This window comes from Streptomyces daliensis (assembly GCF_054782395.1).
On record NZ_BAAGSO010000058.1, the window covers coordinates 2,423 to 17,280 of the forward strand.

Sequence of the window (14,858 nt, forward strand, 5' to 3'; positions counted from 1 at the left end):
GGGCCCCATAACCACGGTGGAAACCCGGAATCACGCGGCGCCAGCCGCGTCGCACCGTCACCACACGCCGCGCCGAAGCCACCGGCCCGCACCGAAGAACGGCGCCCAGCCCAGCGCAGCGCCCCGTGCAGCGGCGCAAAAATGTTGTGGGCAATCGTCCCGCTGGCGGGACGGGTGGGCACAACCCGTGCCACCGGCCCGCACCACGCGAACGAACCCCCAAAGGGGCACCCACAGCAGGCGCACCCTCACAGGAGAGAAGCACCCCGTGAAGCCTTCACCCCGAACCCCGTGAAGCGGCGCAACCGGTGAAGCGGCAACCCCGTGTTTCAAACGACCGGCAGGTCAAGCGTGCCCGTGTCGGAGGGGGTGCTGGTGAGGGTGACGGGCTTGATGCCGCGGTTGCCGTAGTACGCCGCGTCGCCCGCGGCGACGACGAACTCCAGCCGGTGCCCCGCCTCATACCGGTGCGCGATCGCCGGGAGCGTGACCGTGAAGGGCCGCGTCGCATCCTTGACGCGGGCCGGGGCGACGAGCCGGTTGACGAGTGTCCTGCTGCCGTCCGGCGCCACGTCGTACACCTTCGCGAACAGCACCAGGTTCCCCGTCACGTCCTGGTCGCCCTGCGTCCCCTCGGCCTTCGGGGAGACCACTTTCAGCCTGGCCTTCGGGGCGCCGACGACCTCGACGGGCCCCGGCAGCGGCGCCGACGTGTACGCGAGGTGCGTGCCCTTGGCGTCGGAGGGTGCCAGGAGGTCGAGGCCCGCGGCGGCCAGCAGCGAGGACTCGGAGTAGCTGCTGGGCGCCAGCAGCCAGTTGCGGTACTCGCGGCTGCCGCGCCGCACCTCGTCGCGCGAGCCGACGAGCGTCCCGTCGCCGGAGAGGTAGAGCCGCCTGTTCTTACCGACGGGGAAGGTGTCGGAGGTGGCGTACGCGCCCTCGCCCTCGGCCCAGTCGCGGTAGTACGCGAACGCGGGCCCCGTGTCCGCTTCGGCGTCGTCGCGCAGATAGTGGTCGAACCAGGCGGCGATCCGCTGGTTCGTGTACGAGCCGTCCTGCCCGTCGTCGCCGGTGCCGCTGTGCCCTGACTGCTGCCAGATCATGCGGGTGGGGGTGCCCTGGTCGCGCAGGGTCTCGTAGGTGGCGACCGCCTCGTTGAGGTTGAAGAGGGTGTCCTTCTGGCCCTGGATCAGCAGGGTCGGGGCCTTGACCCGCTTCAGGTAGGAGACCGGGGACGCGGCCCTGATGCGGTCCATCGACTCCTGGGTCTCGCCTGCCGGGAAGCGCCCGGAGTCGAGCATCCGCTTGGTCCGGCACATCTCTTCGGGGAAGTTGATACAGCCGACGCTCGCCCGGCCGGGGTCGGTGCCCAGTTCCTTGAGGCCCTGGATCTGGCCGAGGAGATAGAAGCCGTTCGTCCACTGGGTCTTGTACGCGCCGGGGATGCCGGAGGTGACGCCGTGCGTCTGGTCGGTGTTGTTGGGGACCAGCGAGTACGTCAGATCGTTCCAGGTGATCATCGGGACCAGCGCGTCCACCCGTTCGTCGACCGACGCCGTGGCGAGCTGTACGGCGCCCCCGTAGGAGCCGCCGATCATGCCGACGCGGGGGTCGTGTTCGCCGTCGCTGGTGATGAAGTCGGCGCGGGTGCCGTCGTCGGCGGCGCGCTCACCGCCCAGGAAGCCGACGAGTTCGGAGGCGGCCTCGCCGTCCGTCTTGGGGTCGTCCAGGGTGATGCGGCAGCCCGACTTGCCGAAGCCGAGCCCCGAGTAGGAGAGCACGGCGTAGCCGCGCTCGGCGAAGGATTTGGCGACCCCGACCGTTCCCGCGTCGTTCTTGCTGCCGCCGAAGCCGTTGGTGGTGAGCACGGCGGGCACGCGGTGGTCCGCGTCGGCGCCGGCCGGGCGGTAGAGGTCGGCGTCCACGACGCACCGGTGGGCGCCCTCCCCCGTGCCGCCGGGCCCGTCGCCGCCCACCTCGACGGTGAACTTCAGCGGGGTGACGGCGTAGGCGGGCACGTCGGCCGTGGCGGGAGTCGGCGCCGGGTCCTCGGCGTGTGCGGGTACGGCCGCCAGGAGCGGCGCGCCCAGTGCCGCGCTCGCGGCGGTGAGCAGGAACTTTCCCGGTCGTCGTGCCATGACGCCTCCCCGTTGGGTCCGACTGAACAGTCGGTCATGCCCTGCCAGGTAATGTCGTTCGTCTGTCGAATACCTGTCAATAGACGTGCGGGGAGGGAAAGTTGGGGAGGGTGTGGCACACGTCGCGGCCCGGCCGCCGGACGGTCCCCCTCGCGGGGTGGACGGTGTCCGGCGGCCGGGCCGCATCAGTGGGAGGTGGGCGGGGTCAGCCCTCGCGGGTGCCGTCCACGCGGCGGGGCAGGCCGAGCGGGTTGTCCTCGCGCAGCTCGGCCGGGAGCAGCGCGGCGGGCGCGTCCTGGTAGGCGACGGGCCGCAGCCAGCGCTCGATCGCGGTGGCGCCGACGGACGTCGAGGTGGAGGTCGTCGCCGGGTAGGGGCCGCCGTGCTGCTGGGCCGGTACGACGGCGACGCCGGTGGGCCAGCCGCCCACGAGCACCCGGCCCGCGAGCGGGGTGACCTCCTCGACGAGCCTGGCCCCGGCCCCTGAGGCGCCCTCCGTCTCGGCCGTGCTGAGCTGGAGCGTGGCGGTGAGGTTGCCGGGGAGGCGGGAGAGCACGGCGGTGATCTCGTCCTCGTCGCGGTAGCGGGCGACGACGGTGACGGGGCCGAAGCACTCCTCCAGCAGCAGTTCGTGCGGGCCCGCTGCGGCCAGCTTCTCCGCGGCGACGGTGAGGAAGCCCGCGCCCACGGCGTTGCCCTCGCCCGGGCCCGCGGCCACCGGCGCCTCGACGCCGTCGAGTCCGGCGCGCTCCGCGACCCCGGCGAGGAACGCCTCGCGCATGTCCTCCGTCAGCAGCGGGCCGCCGGGGGCCTCGGCCACCTTCTCCGTGAGGGTCTTGAGGAACCGGTCGCCCGCCGCGCCCTCCGGCGCGAGGACGAGGCCCGGCTTGGTGCAGAACTGGCCCACGCCCATGGTCATCGACCCGGCGAGCCCGGCGCCGAGCTGCTCAGCCCGCTCCTCGGCCGCCGCCTCGGTGACGACGACGGGGTTGAGGGAGCCGAGTTCGCCGTGGAAGGGGATGGGCGTGGGGCGCGCCGCCGCCGCGTCGTACAGGGCGCGGCCGCCGCGCACGGACCCGGTGAAGCCCGCGCCCGAGACGAGCGGGTGCTTGACGAGTTCGACGCCCGCCTCGAAGCCGTGCACGACGGAGACGACGTCCTCGGGCAGTCCGGCCCCGGCCGCCGCGCGGCGCAGCGCCTGTCCCGTCAGCGAGGAGGTGGCCGGGTGGCCCGGGTGGGCCTTGACGACGACGGGGCAGCCGGCGGCGAGGGCGCTGGCCGTGTCGCCGCCCGGCACCGAGAAGGCCAGCGGGAAGTTGGAGGCGGCGTAGACGGCGACGACGCCGAGCGGGACGCGGTAGCGCCGCAGGTCGGGGCGCGGCGGGGTCGCGTCGGGCGCGGCGTGGTCGATGATGACGCCGAGGTAGGCGCCGTCGGCCACCTCGTCGGCGAAGGCGCGGAACTGGCCGGCGGCGCGGCCGACCTCGCCGGTCAGGCGGGCCTCGCCGAGCGCGGTCTCGGCGTCGGCCGTGCGCACCAGTTCGTCGCGGACCGCCTCCAGTTCGTCGGCGGCGCGGCGGAGGAAGGCGATCCTCCGGTCGCGGTCGGCGAGCGCCCCTCGGGTGGCGTGCGCGGCGCGCACGGCGGCGTCGACGTCGGCCGCACTCGCCTCCACCCCGACCTGCTCCCGCTGCTTTCCGGTCCGGGGGTCAACGCTCCACACTGGTGTTGCTGCCACCGCGAGTTCCTCCTGCCAGGTGGTTGTCTTCACAGCCCTCGCGTTCGATATGCTGAACGCCGTCTCTGTGAGTGAATCACTGGCAGGGACTCTATGAGCGCCGCAACAGAGGGGTCAAGGTCGATGTCAGCTAGCGAGACGGGCGGTTCGCAGGTCAAGTCCGCGGTGCGGACGGTGGAGCTGCTGGAGTTCTTCGCGGGGCGGCCCGGCATGCACTCCCTCGCGGCGGTGCAGGAGGCCGTGGGCTATCCGAAGTCCAGCCTCTACATGCTGCTGCGCACGCTCGTGGACCTCGGCTGGGTGGAGACGGACTCCACGGGGACGCGGTACGGCATCGGTGTGCGCGCCCTGCTCGTGGGCACGTCCTACATCGACGGGGACGAGGTCGTCGCCGCTGCCCGCCCCACCCTGGACCGGCTCTCGGACGACACGACCGAGACCATCCACATGGCGCGGCTCGACGGCACGAACGTCGTCTATCTCGCCACCCGTCAGTCGCAGCACTATCTGCGACCGTTCACCCGGGTGGGGCGGCGGCTGCCCGCGCACTCGACCTCGCTGGGCAAGGCGCTGCTGGCCACGTACGACGACGAGCAGGTCCGCAAGATGCTGCCCGAGACGCTGCCGTCGCTGACCGAGCACACGATCACGGACCGCGAGAAGCTGATCGAGGAACTGCACGCGGTCCGTGAGCAGGGGTACGCGGTGGACCGCGAGGAGAACACGCTCGGGCTGCGGTGCTTCGGGATCGCGATCCCCTACCGGACGCCCGCGCGGGACGCCATCAGCTGCTCGGTGCCGGTGGCCCGGCTGACGCCGGCGCACGAGCAGATGATCAAGGACGCGCTCTTCGACGCGCGGGACCGGCTCACGCTGGCCACCCGGCGCCTGTAAAAACCTCGGGGCCCCACAGGGCCCCGGAAACGGCGCGGCGGTGTGGTCGCCCCCGGCGGCCGGGGAGGCCGCCGCACCACACCGCCCGCGTAAGCGCGCCGGTCGTCAGTACGTGAGTACGTCAGTACGTCACGCCTTCTTCTCCAGCACGCCGAAGGTGAGCGACACCTCGTCGCCCTCCACACCGCCCACGGAGATCTCCATCGGCTTGCTCTCGTCCCCGAAGGTGGCGGTGCAGTCCACCTTCTCCTCCACCTTCGCCTTCAGCCCGCCCGGGCAGCTCACCTTGTCCGGCGTGTCACCGGAGCCTGGGCGGCCGAACTCCTTGCCCGCTTCCTCCAGGTCGGCCTTCGGCACGGTGTGTCCAGGGCCGCTGGCGGTGGCGGTCGCCCCGTCGGGCATCGAGTTCCAGGCGACCGTCCCGCCTATGCCCAGGACGGCGACCACGGCCACGACGATGATGACGATGTTCTTGCGCTTCATTCGGTGCTCCTCGAATCCTGTTATGGCCGGTCACTCCCGGCCCCCGTGAGCTCCCGGAGGCGCGTGGAACGCAGTGGGAGACGTCCGGTCCGGACGATCAGGTTCCGGGTTGCGGGCAACAAGATCGTGAGGGCGGCCCAGACCCTCCCGTCTCGCCCCACCCTGAGATGAATGTTCGATGAGAACCGGCAGCGTGGGGAACCACGACTACCGCTTCGGGCGTTCTTCCGCGGGATGAACAGGACAGTAAGGCGCGCCTCCGTCGTGATCCTGGCCCTCGTGCTCGCGCTCCTCGGACGCGTGACGTGGGTGCAGGTCGTCGAGGGCCAGGCGCTCGCGGAGGACGACAAGAACCGGCGGAACGCCATCGAGCAGTACGGGCACCCGTTCGGCGACATCATCGTGGGCGGAAAGCCCGTGACCGGGTCGTCGGAGGTGAACAGCGGAGACCTCAAGTACAAGCGGACCTACACCGACGGGTCCCTGTACTCCGCCGTCACCGGGTACAGCTCGCAGGTCAGGGGCTCGACCCAGCTCGAGGGGATCTACACGGACGTGCTCGACGGCAAGGACGACCGGCTCAAGAACCCGCTGAACCTGGTCACGGGTGAGCACACCAAGCCGGGCAACGTGATCACGACGATCGACCCGAAGGTGCAGAAGGCCGGTTACTCCGCGCTCGGCGACAAGAAGGGCGCCGCCGTGGCCATCGACCCGGACAACGGCGAGATCCTGGGCCTGGTCAGCACCCCCTCGTACGACCCGTCGAAGATCAGCGGCAGCGACGAGAGCGACACCGCCCACTGGAACAAGCTGAGCGCCGACGAGGAGAAGCCCATGCTCAACCGGGCGCTGCGCCAGCCTGTGCCGCCCGGTTCGACGTTCAAGCTGGTCGTCGCGGCGGCGGCGCTGGAGGACGGGCTGTACTCCTCCGTGGACGAGCGCACCGACAGCCCCGACCCGTACACGCTCAAGGGCAGCTCCACGGTCCTGAAGAACGAGAGCGCCTCGGCGCCCTGCGAGAACGCCTCCATCCGCACCGCGCTGCGCTACTCCTGCAACACCGTCTTCGCGAAGATGGCCACCGAGCTGGGCGCCGACAAGGTGCGGGAGCAGGCGGAGAAGTTCGGCTTCAACAACGAGAAGCAGGACGTGCCGGTGCGCGCGTACACGAGCCTGTACCCGAAGAAGATGGACTCCGCGCAGACGGGCCTGTCCGGCATCGGCCAGTACGAGGTGACCGCGACGCCGCTCCAGATGGCCATGGTCTCCCAGGCCATCGCGCACAACGGCAAGCTGGTCGACCCGCACATGGTCTCCAAGGTGCAGGACTCCGGCGGCTCGACGCTCCAGAGCTACGAGGACGGGGACGCGGAGGAGGTCATGAGCGAGGACACCGCGTCCCAGCTCCGGTCCGCGATGGGCACCGTCGTCAACGAGGGCACCGGCACCAACGCGAAGATCCCCGGCATGACGGTGGGCGGCAAGACGGGCACGGCCCAGCACGGCGTGGACAACAGCGGCACGCCGTACGCCTGGTTCACGTCCTACGCGAAGAACAGCGAGGGCAAGCAGGTCGCGGTGGCCGTCGTGGTCGAGGACTCGGACGCGGCACGCGCCGAGGTCAGCGGCAACGGGCTGGCGGCGCCCATCGCCAAGAAGCTGATGAGCGCGGCCCTCGGCTGACACGGGCTACGAGTGACGGCTGGCCGCTGACGGGGCGCGGTCGCACCGTCGGCCCGCCCCGGCCCGGCGCGGCTCAGCCCGTGACGCCCTCCCGCACCCGCGCGTCCCTGCTCAGCCGCACCGCACGGGCCAGCCGCACCGCGTCGGGGCCCATGCCGCCGGGGAAGCCGTAGCGGCGCCGGGTGTAGCCGAGGGCGAGGCCCGCGCGGGGGTCGGCCAGGCCCAGGGACCCGGCGGCGCCGCTGTGGCCGATGCTGCCCTGGCCCAGGACCGGGATGGTCGCCCCGTACGCCTGGAAGCCGAGCGCGAACTCCTTGTACTGGCGCGAGACCAGGTCCGTACCCGTCGAGTGGAGCTGCCCGAACTCGGCGAGCGTGCCGGGGTCCAGCAGGGGTTCGGCCCCGTCCACCTCGCCGATGACGGCGGCGTAGCAGCGGGCCAGGCCGCGCGCCGAGGCGACGCCGCCGTAGGAGGCGGGGCCCGCCGCGCGCACCGCGCGCGAGTTGACCAGCGCGTCGATCGGCGGGTTGCGCGGGTGGTGCCGGTTGAAGGCGATGCCGCTCAGGCTGTCGGGCGCGGAAGCGGCGGCGTCCAGCTCGGCCTGCTGCTCGGGCGTCGGGTACATGGGGTGGATGTCCAGCACCCGGTGCTCCTGCTCCTCGGGCAGGCCCATCCAGAAGTCCAGCCCGTAAGGGGCGCGCACCCGTGCCTCGTAGAACTCCTGCATCGTCTTGCCCGTGGTGCGCAGCACCAGTTCGCCGGTGAGCGCGCCGATGTTGAGGGCGTGGTAGCCGAAGGCGCTGCCGGGGCGCCAGAAGGGGCGCTGCCCGGCTGTCCGGGCCGCCATCAGGCGGTCGTCGGCGAGCTGGTCCGGGTCCAGGCCCTCCGCGTCGCCGACGAGTCCGGCGCGGTGCGCGAGGAGCGTCCGCACGGTGATGCCGTCCTTGCCGTGCGCGGCGAACTCCGGCCAGTAGTGGGCGACTTCCCTGTCCAGCTCGACGGTGCCCTCGCGCACCAGCAGTGCCAGGACGAGGTGGGCGGCGCCCTTGGTGGAGGAGTAGACGCCGAGGAGGGAGTCGGCCTCCAGGTCCTGGCCCGTCCACAGGTCGACCACGCGCTCGCCGTGCTCGTAGGCGGCGAGCTGCGCGCCGTGTCCCGGTTCGACGGCGGCCACGGCCGCGAACTCCTGGGCCACCGGCTCGTAGCCGGGTGCCACGGTGCCGTGCACGACGGGCAACTGGCCGCTCATGGGCGCTCCTTGGGGGCGTGGGCCGACGCGTACGGCCGGGGGCCCGGCCGTACGCGTTCCAGCCGTGTAGGGGCCACGGATATTCCTCCGCCGCCCCGGAGGGCGCCCCGGGGGCACCCCGAGGGTCAGCCCTTGCCAGCACCCGCGCCGCGCGCGACAAGACGGGGCAGGTCGGCCGGGTCGTCGACGTGCGGGCGCAGGCTCGGGGTCCAGCCCGCGTCGTCGCCGACGAGTGCGACGGGGTTCTGCGTGTTGTAGTAGCGCAGCACGTCGAAGGGGTCGCCGTTGACGTAGTTGCCCGACTCCGTCATCGCGGCGCCCTTCACCCAGGGGTGGATGACGCGGTACGGCGCGATGGTGTCAGGGAGCGTGAAGGCGTTGTGCTCCCCGACGAGCGCCGACTCGAAGCCCAGGCCCCAGCTGTAGCCGTAGGGGGCCTGGCCGCTCTCCTTGTAGTGGTTGTTGTAGACGTCGACCTTGCCGAAGCGCACGCGCGGCACGCGTTCGTTGAGGTCGCGGAAGAGGTTGTGGTGGAAGGTGGCCCGCAGCTTGCCTCGGTCGGTGGCGCCCGCGCCGTCGCTGTTGCCGATGAGGACGGACTTGTCGTGGTCGTACAGCTCGTTCCAGGAGACGGTCACCAGGTCGGCGCCGCGCACGATGTCCAGCAGGCCGTCGTGCTGCTGGAAGAGGGCGCCGAAGTGGTGGGGCTGGGCCGAGTCGGGGCGGCGGCCGTCGGTGAAGCTGTTGTGGTCGACCCAGACGTGGCGTGAGCCGGTGACCACGAGGTTGTCGTACTCGGAGTTCCACGCGCCGGTCGTGTTGTCGTCCGGGTCCCACTGCGGGAAGCAGTCGAAGGCGTCCTCGAAGCGCAGGCCGCGCACGATGACGTTCTCGGAGTCCGCGATCTGGAGGCTCACCCCGAGCAGCCGGGCCTTGCCACCCACGCCGACGAGGGTCGTGTTCGAGGGCACCCGCAGTGCCACCCGTTCCTTCTGCCGGGCCGACGACGCGAGACGCGCGTCCTCCATCGGCCCCTCGGGGTCCTTCTCGCCCCAGGTGTCCGGGTCGTAGGCGGCGAGGTACTTCTCCAGGGTGTAGCCGTCGGTCGCGTAGTCCTCGCAGCTCAGCGACCTGCCACGGTCGTCGGTGTTGCCGTCGATGGTGCCCTTGACCTTGATGACCGTCGGCTCGTCGCCCGCCTTCTCCAGCGCGGCGGCGAGCTGGGCCCGGGTGCGTACGGTGTGGGTGTGCGCCTTGTCGGCCCCGGCGCCGCCCGTCGTGCCGCCCTCCAGGGAGGCCCAGCCGTCGCCCTCGGGCAACACGATGTCATCGGGGCCGCCGCCACCCCGGGCCGCTGATGTGCCGGTGTGCGTGTCGGCGTGCGCCAGGGTGCCGGGCGCGAGGAGGGCGCACACGACCGCGACCGCCACGGGCCACCCGTACCCCGGCTTCCGGCTCCGTCCCCGCGCCCCTGTCCGTGCCCGTCTCCGTGCCCCCGCGTGTTCCGTTGTCCGCATGCTCACTTCGCCTCCGACCAGGTGATCACATCGTCCGGAATGTCCTCGCCGAGGCGCCGTACGCCTCGCAGCAGCCGCTCGTCGCGCAGCCCGCGCGCGACCATCCGGGCCACCTCGATGGCCCCGTGCGGCTGGAAGTGGGTGTTGTCGGCGACGCCGTCCGGGTAGTTGGGGAACACGCCTGGCGGCAGGTGGAGGAAGACGCCCAGCGTCCCCTCCTCCCCCAGCCTGTCCCACTCCCGCAGGCTGGCCGCCTGCACGTCCAGCAGCGGCACCCGCTCCTCGGCTGCGAGCGCCCGCATCGCTGCCGGGTAATCCCCGTGCGTGGGCTGCGCCCTTCCGCCCGAGAACCGGCGCCGCTCGACGGACGTCACCAGCACGGGCCGCGCCCCGGCGTCGCGGGCGCCCTTGAGGTAGTGGCGCAGATAGCCCTGGTAGGTGGTGTACGGGTCGGTGCCGCGCGCCGGGTCCCCGGTCTTCTCGTCGTTGTGCCCGAACTGCACGAGCAGCAGGTCACCTGGACGGATCGCCTCCAGGATCGGCGCGAGTCGCCCCTCGTCGTAGAAGCTCTTCGAACTGCGCCCGCTCATGGCGTGGTTGGCGACGGTGACGCCGCCCCCGAGGAACACGGGCAGCGCCATGCCCCAGCCCGCCTCGGGCGCGTACTGCGGCAGCTTGGTGTCCGCCGTCGAGTCCCCCGCGATGTACACGACGGTCCGGTGAGGTGCCGCGTGCGCGGTCTGTGTGCTGACGGTGCCGTACGCGACCGGGAGCACCCCGGCAGTGAGCACAGCCCGTCTTCGCGAAATCCCTGTCCCCATCCCCATCCCCATCCCCACTCCTCCGCTCCCCGCTTCTCCTCGGACATCCCCCGGCCACGGCGGTCCCTCGCCGCGAGAACGCCACCGCCCGCCGCGGCCCGGGCCCGAGGGCCCGGAACCGAGGCGGGGCTTGGTGGCAAGGTGGCGTGGTGGCGCGCCGTATCGTGCGGGAGCGCGCGTCAGCGCGACTCGTACTCGGCCTGCGCCTCGTTCAGCCGCTTCGCGAGATCGTCGGCGAACTCCTTCGCCGTCATCTTCCCGAGCAGCACCTTCTGGAAGTTCGGCTCCGTGTCCGCCTTGCTGATGTTGTTCCAGTCGGGCAGGTAGTACGGGAGCTGCACGACCTTCGTCTTCGGGTCGTCCAGGGACTCCAGCGCGGCCTTCGTCGGCCGGGCCTTCTGGATCCAGGCGTCGTCGCCCGCGTCCGAGCGCGCGGGGATCGCGCCCGCTGACTCGTTCCACTTGCTGTTCATCTCGCGCGAGGTGGCGAACTCGATGAACTTCCAGGCGGCGGCCTTGTTGTCGCTCTTCTTGAAGATGCCCATGCCGTCGACCGGGTTGGACACGATCGTGCGCGGCTGCCCCTCCTCGCTGGGCGGCAGCGGGGCGCCGTCGATGTTTTCCTCGCCGTACGCCTTCACGTGGTCCTGGTAGGAGCCCAGGTTGTGCTGGAGCATGCCGATCTCGCCGCTGTCGAACTGCGAGACCATCTTCACGAAGTCGTTGTTGAGGTCGGCCGAGGGCGTCGCCTTCTTGTAGAGGCCGACGTACTTCTCCAGCGCTTTCACGTTCTCCGGGTCGTTGACGGTGGTCTTCTCGCCGCGCCAGAAGGAGTCGATGCCGGACTGCGCGTACATCATGTCCAGGGCCTGCGCGACGGAGCCCTCGCCGCCCCGGATGGTGAAGCCGAACTTGTTGGAGTCCTTGTCGGTCAGCTCGTCGGCGGCCTTGTAGAAGGCGTCCCAGCTCGTGACCGGCGAGTCGAGTCCGGCCTTCTCGAAGAGGTCGGTGCGCCACCACAGGGTGCCCTGGTTCGCTGAGGTGGGGACCGTGTAGAGCTTCTTGCCGTCACCGGCCGCCGCGGAGACGCTGTCGCGCATACCGGTGACGAGCTTTCCGCCCAGCGGGCTGTCGTCGACGCGCTCGGTGAGCGGTTCGAGCGCGTTCTGCGCGACCATGTTCGCCAGGTACGCGGTGCCGACCATGCCGACGTCGGGGAGGCTGTCGCCGCCGCCCTGGATGGCGGTGTCGTACTTCGACTGGACGTCGTTGATGGGGATGCCCACGTACTCGACGTCGATGTCGGGGTTCTTCTTCTCGAACGCGGCGATGATCTCCTTCCAGACCTCGGTGCGCTCGCCCCCGTTGTTGTCCCAGAAGACGATCTTGCCCTTGCCGTCTCCCTCGCTGCCGGACACGCTCCCGTCGTCGCCGCACGCGGTGACGGTCAGGGCCAGCGCCCCCGCCATGGCCAGTGCCGCACCGGCACGCCTTCTGCCGCGGCTCTCAGCTCTGTTCATCGGTCGGACTCCTGTCGGTGGTGTGGGTCGTTGTGGGACGTGCGGGGGTGCACCGGGCCCGGGTCCGGGTCCGGGCCCGTCACCCGGAAAGCGGTGAAGGCGGCGGTCACGGGCGTGGCTGCTGACGGGGCTGCTGACGTGGGCTTCGGCGTGGACGTCGGGGTGGCCGGAGCGGTGGCGAAGAGGCCGAGCAGCGCGCCGACCCAGCGCCACGGCGTCGCGGCGAAGACCTGGCCCGAGGGCCGCATGCCGGTGCCGTCGAAGGTGTCGGCGGAGAAGCGGCAGCGGGCGCCCTCCCGCACCTCGACCCGCAGCAGCGCCCGGCCCAACGGCGCGGGGCGCGAAGGTGCCGCGTCCCGCTCGTGCTCGGCGACGGACTCGGCGAACCGGTGCACGAGCCGCACCCCCGGTCCCGCGCCGGAGGCGCCGTCACCCGGCGTGCCCTCCGCGTACGCGCGCTCCAGGCCGATCCAGCCGAAGTCGTCGCCGAGCACAGCCAGTCCGGCCTTCGCCCCGTCTGCCGTGCCGTCCCCCGTGAGGGACAGCTCCACCTCCGCCGTGAAGCGTTCGGCGGGCAGCCGCTGCGTCAGCACGCTGGGCAGGGTGCGCAGGTCGTGGGCCCTGTCCGTACGGACGCAGGCGAGCCGCAGCCCGTCGCCGTCGTGCGGGACGGTCCAGCCGGGCTCGGGGTTGGCGAGCCATGACCACTGGCGCCCGAACCGGCCGCCGGGGAAGTCGTCGTCGGTGACCGGCGCCTCCGGTGGCCGCGCGGGCGCGCCGTACGGCTTGCGGTGCGCGGCGACGGGGACGCCGCCGTCGCCGATGACCGGCCAGCCGTCCTCCCCCCAGCGCATCGGCTGGAGGTGGACGACGCGCCCGTAGGCGCCGCGCTGCTGGAAGTGGAGGAAGTAGTGCTCGCCCTCGGGGGTGTCCACCCAGGCGCCCTGGTGCGGTCCGTTGACGGGGGTGTCGCCCTGTTCCAGGACGACGCGTTCCTCGTAGGGGCCGTCGAACTCCCGCGAGCGGAACGCGCCCTGCCAGCCGGTCTCCACGCTTCCGGCGGGCGCGAAGATCCAGAACCAGCCGCCCTGGCGGTACAGCTTGGGACCCTCCAGCGTGAACCAGCCCGGCAGGAGGTCGCCGTCCACGACGATGCGGCCCTCGTCCAGGAGCCGGGTGCCGTCGGGTGCCATGCGGTGCCCGGTGAGGCGGTTCTTGACGCCGGAGCGGGACTTGGCCCAGGCGTGTACGAGGTAGGCGTGCCCGTCCTCGTCCCACAGGGGGCAGGGGTCGATGAGGCCCTTGCCCTCCTTGAGCAGCAGCGGCTCGCTCCACGGGCCGCGCGGGTCCGCCGCGTCGACCTGGAAGACGCCGTGGTCGGGGTCGCCCCAGAAGATCCAGAAGCGGCCCGCGTGGTGGCGCAGCGAGGGCGCCCACACGCCTCGGTCGTGGCGCGGCACGGTGAAAGCGCCTGCGGGCACGAGCCGTTCGAGCGCGTGGCCCGCGAGCCGCCAGTTGACGAGGTCGCGGGAGTGCAGGATCGGCAGCCCGGGGACGCGGCTGAAGCTGGAGGCGGTCAGGTAGTAGTCGTCGCCGACGCGGATGGCGTCGGGGTCGGACCAGTCGGCGTGCAGCACGGGGTTGCGGTAGGTGCCGTCGCCCCGGTCGGCCCGCCATGCGGGGGTGCCGTTCATCGGGCGGCTCATCGGGCGGCCCCCTTGCCGGTGCGCCGCGCCGCCCCGGTGGACGCGGCGGGCGTGTCGGACGGCGCCTCGGACGGCGTGTCGGACGGCGCGGCGGACGGCGCCTCGGACGGCGCGTCCGTGAGCTGGGCCGCCGTGCGCGCCGCCTCGGCGCGGCTGAGCCGCCCGTCGGCGACGGCCGTGACGACGCGCCGGGTGACGGTCTCCCCCGGCGGCAGGGCCAGCGGCCGGTCCCAGGCGAGCGAGGAGCCGACGCCGGGATAGTCGGCGGCGCGCACGAACCAGGGGTCGGCGCGCGTCTCCTCGGTAGCGCCCGCGAAGACGAGGGTCCAGTCGGCGCCGCTGAGCGCGAGCCAGTCGGCGGTGCGGCCGTGCGCCGCCGCCTCGCCCTCGGCGTGCGGCGTGAAGACGGAGGGCGCCCTGTCGCCCAGGGGCGCGCGCCAGAAGAAGCCGCCGTACCCGGCGCCCGCGCGGCCGTTGGTGGCGGGGCTGCCGAGGGACAGCTCCTCGCCGGTGGCGTTGGTGAGCGCGGTGGTGAAGTCGAGCGCCCAGCGGTCGTCGGAGAGCCGCTGCACGGCGACGGTGCGCCGCTCGGTGAGCAGCAGCCGTCCCCCCGCGACCCAGTCCAGCTCCTCCAGGAAGCCGTCCGGGTAGCAGAGCATCCAGCCCTGGTGGCGCTGGGTCCCGTGGTTGTCCAGCTCGGTGGGTCCCCGGCCGCGCACATAGGTGCGTCCGCCCCAGAAGTCGAACCCCGCCACGTCCGCGACGGCGAGCCCCGCGCCGAGGTGGTGCCGGTGGTCCTCGGGGCGCAGTTCGGTGACGGTGACGCCGCCGAGGGTGCGGACGGGGTGGAGGTAGGGGCGGGGCGCGTGCTCTGCGGGCAGCCGGGGCCGGTACACGTACCCGGCGACGGGCCGCCCGTCGCAGCGCAGCACGGTCGTGGTCCGGTTCGCCTCGCGGGCCGCGCCCGTGCGCGGGATGCGGGGGGTACGGAGCAGGCGCGAGGCTCCCGGTGCGCCCGGCGCACCGGGCGCGGGCGGGCCCGCGGGGGCAGCGGGGACGGTGGCGGCAGTGGGGACGGTGGTGGCGCGGGATGTGCGGTGTGACGC

At 72.4% G+C, this 14,858-nt stretch carries 10 protein-coding genes and 1 pseudogene; 2 read left to right on the top strand and 9 right to left on the bottom strand.

Annotated elements, in window-relative coordinates; all coding sequences use genetic code 11:
* Positions 1-329: 329 nt before the first annotated feature.
* Positions 330-2,138, bottom strand: a complete 1,809-nt coding sequence (locus tag ACYVOO_RS12360; RefSeq protein ID WP_461015702.1) for a CocE/NonD family hydrolase — start codon at positions 2,136-2,138, stop codon at positions 330-332.
* A 205-nt stretch (positions 2,139-2,343) separates the two neighbouring features.
* Entirely contained in the window at positions 2,344-3,876 is a 1,533-nt protein-coding gene (locus tag ACYVOO_RS12365; protein ID WP_461015703.1) for an aldehyde dehydrogenase (NADP(+)), read from the bottom strand.
* Positions 3,877-3,999: 123 nt separating this feature from the next.
* Here ACYVOO_RS12365 and ACYVOO_RS12370 point away from each other — a divergent pair, with 123 nt between their 5' ends.
* On the top strand, positions 4,000-4,770 hold the full coding sequence (locus ACYVOO_RS12370) for an IclR family transcriptional regulator (RefSeq protein ID WP_461015704.1): 771 nt from the start codon (positions 4,000-4,002) through the stop codon (positions 4,768-4,770).
* 129 nt (positions 4,771-4,899) lie between these two features.
* On the opposite strand, the gene ACYVOO_RS12375 is transcribed toward ACYVOO_RS12370, so the two are convergent.
* Complete coding sequence (locus tag ACYVOO_RS12375; protein ID WP_461015705.1) at positions 4,900-5,253, bottom strand: DUF4333 domain-containing protein; 354 nt, start codon at positions 5,251-5,253, stop codon at positions 4,900-4,902.
* Positions 5,254-5,487: 234 nt separating this feature from the next.
* On the opposite strand from ACYVOO_RS12375, the gene ACYVOO_RS12380 reads away from it, so the two are divergent.
* Positions 5,488-6,939 carry a peptidoglycan D,D-transpeptidase FtsI family protein gene (locus ACYVOO_RS12380; RefSeq protein ID WP_461015706.1) on the top strand — a complete coding sequence of 484 codons (1,452 nt, stop codon included), beginning with the start codon at positions 5,488-5,490 and terminating at the stop codon, positions 6,937-6,939.
* 73 nt (positions 6,940-7,012) lie between these two features.
* Here ACYVOO_RS12380 and ACYVOO_RS12385 read toward each other — a convergent pair whose 3' ends face one another.
* The 6 genes and pseudogenes from ACYVOO_RS12385 to ACYVOO_RS12410 form a co-directional block, all read right to left on the bottom strand.
* Complete coding sequence (locus ACYVOO_RS12385) at positions 7,013-8,188, bottom strand: serine hydrolase domain-containing protein (protein WP_461015707.1); 1,176 nt, start codon at positions 8,186-8,188, stop codon at positions 7,013-7,015.
* Positions 8,189-8,313: 125 nt separating this feature from the next.
* Positions 8,314-9,618, bottom strand: coding sequence for a pectate lyase family protein (locus ACYVOO_RS12390; RefSeq protein ID WP_461015708.1), 1,305 nt, complete (start codon positions 9,616-9,618; stop codon positions 8,314-8,316).
* A gap of 89 nt (positions 9,619-9,707) precedes the next feature.
* Positions 9,708-10,526, bottom strand: a complete 819-nt coding sequence (locus ACYVOO_RS12395) for a rhamnogalacturonan acetylesterase (protein WP_461015709.1) — start codon at positions 10,524-10,526, stop codon at positions 9,708-9,710.
* Positions 10,527-10,705: 179 nt separating this feature from the next.
* A complete protein-coding gene (locus ACYVOO_RS12400) occupies positions 10,706-12,046 on the bottom strand; it encodes an ABC transporter substrate-binding protein (protein ID WP_461015710.1) in 1,341 nt (446 codons plus the stop codon).
* A complete protein-coding gene (locus ACYVOO_RS12405) occupies positions 12,043-13,752 on the bottom strand; it encodes a glycoside hydrolase family 43 protein (protein WP_461015711.1) in 1,710 nt (569 codons plus the stop codon). Before ACYVOO_RS12405 ends, ACYVOO_RS12400 begins: the two co-directional genes overlap by 4 nt.
* 137 nt (positions 13,753-13,889) lie before the next feature.
* Positions 13,890-14,729 (bottom strand): annotated as a pseudogene (locus ACYVOO_RS12410) (DUF6807 domain-containing protein); the annotation flags it as partial.
* Between the last annotated feature and the right edge of the window lie 129 nt (positions 14,730-14,858).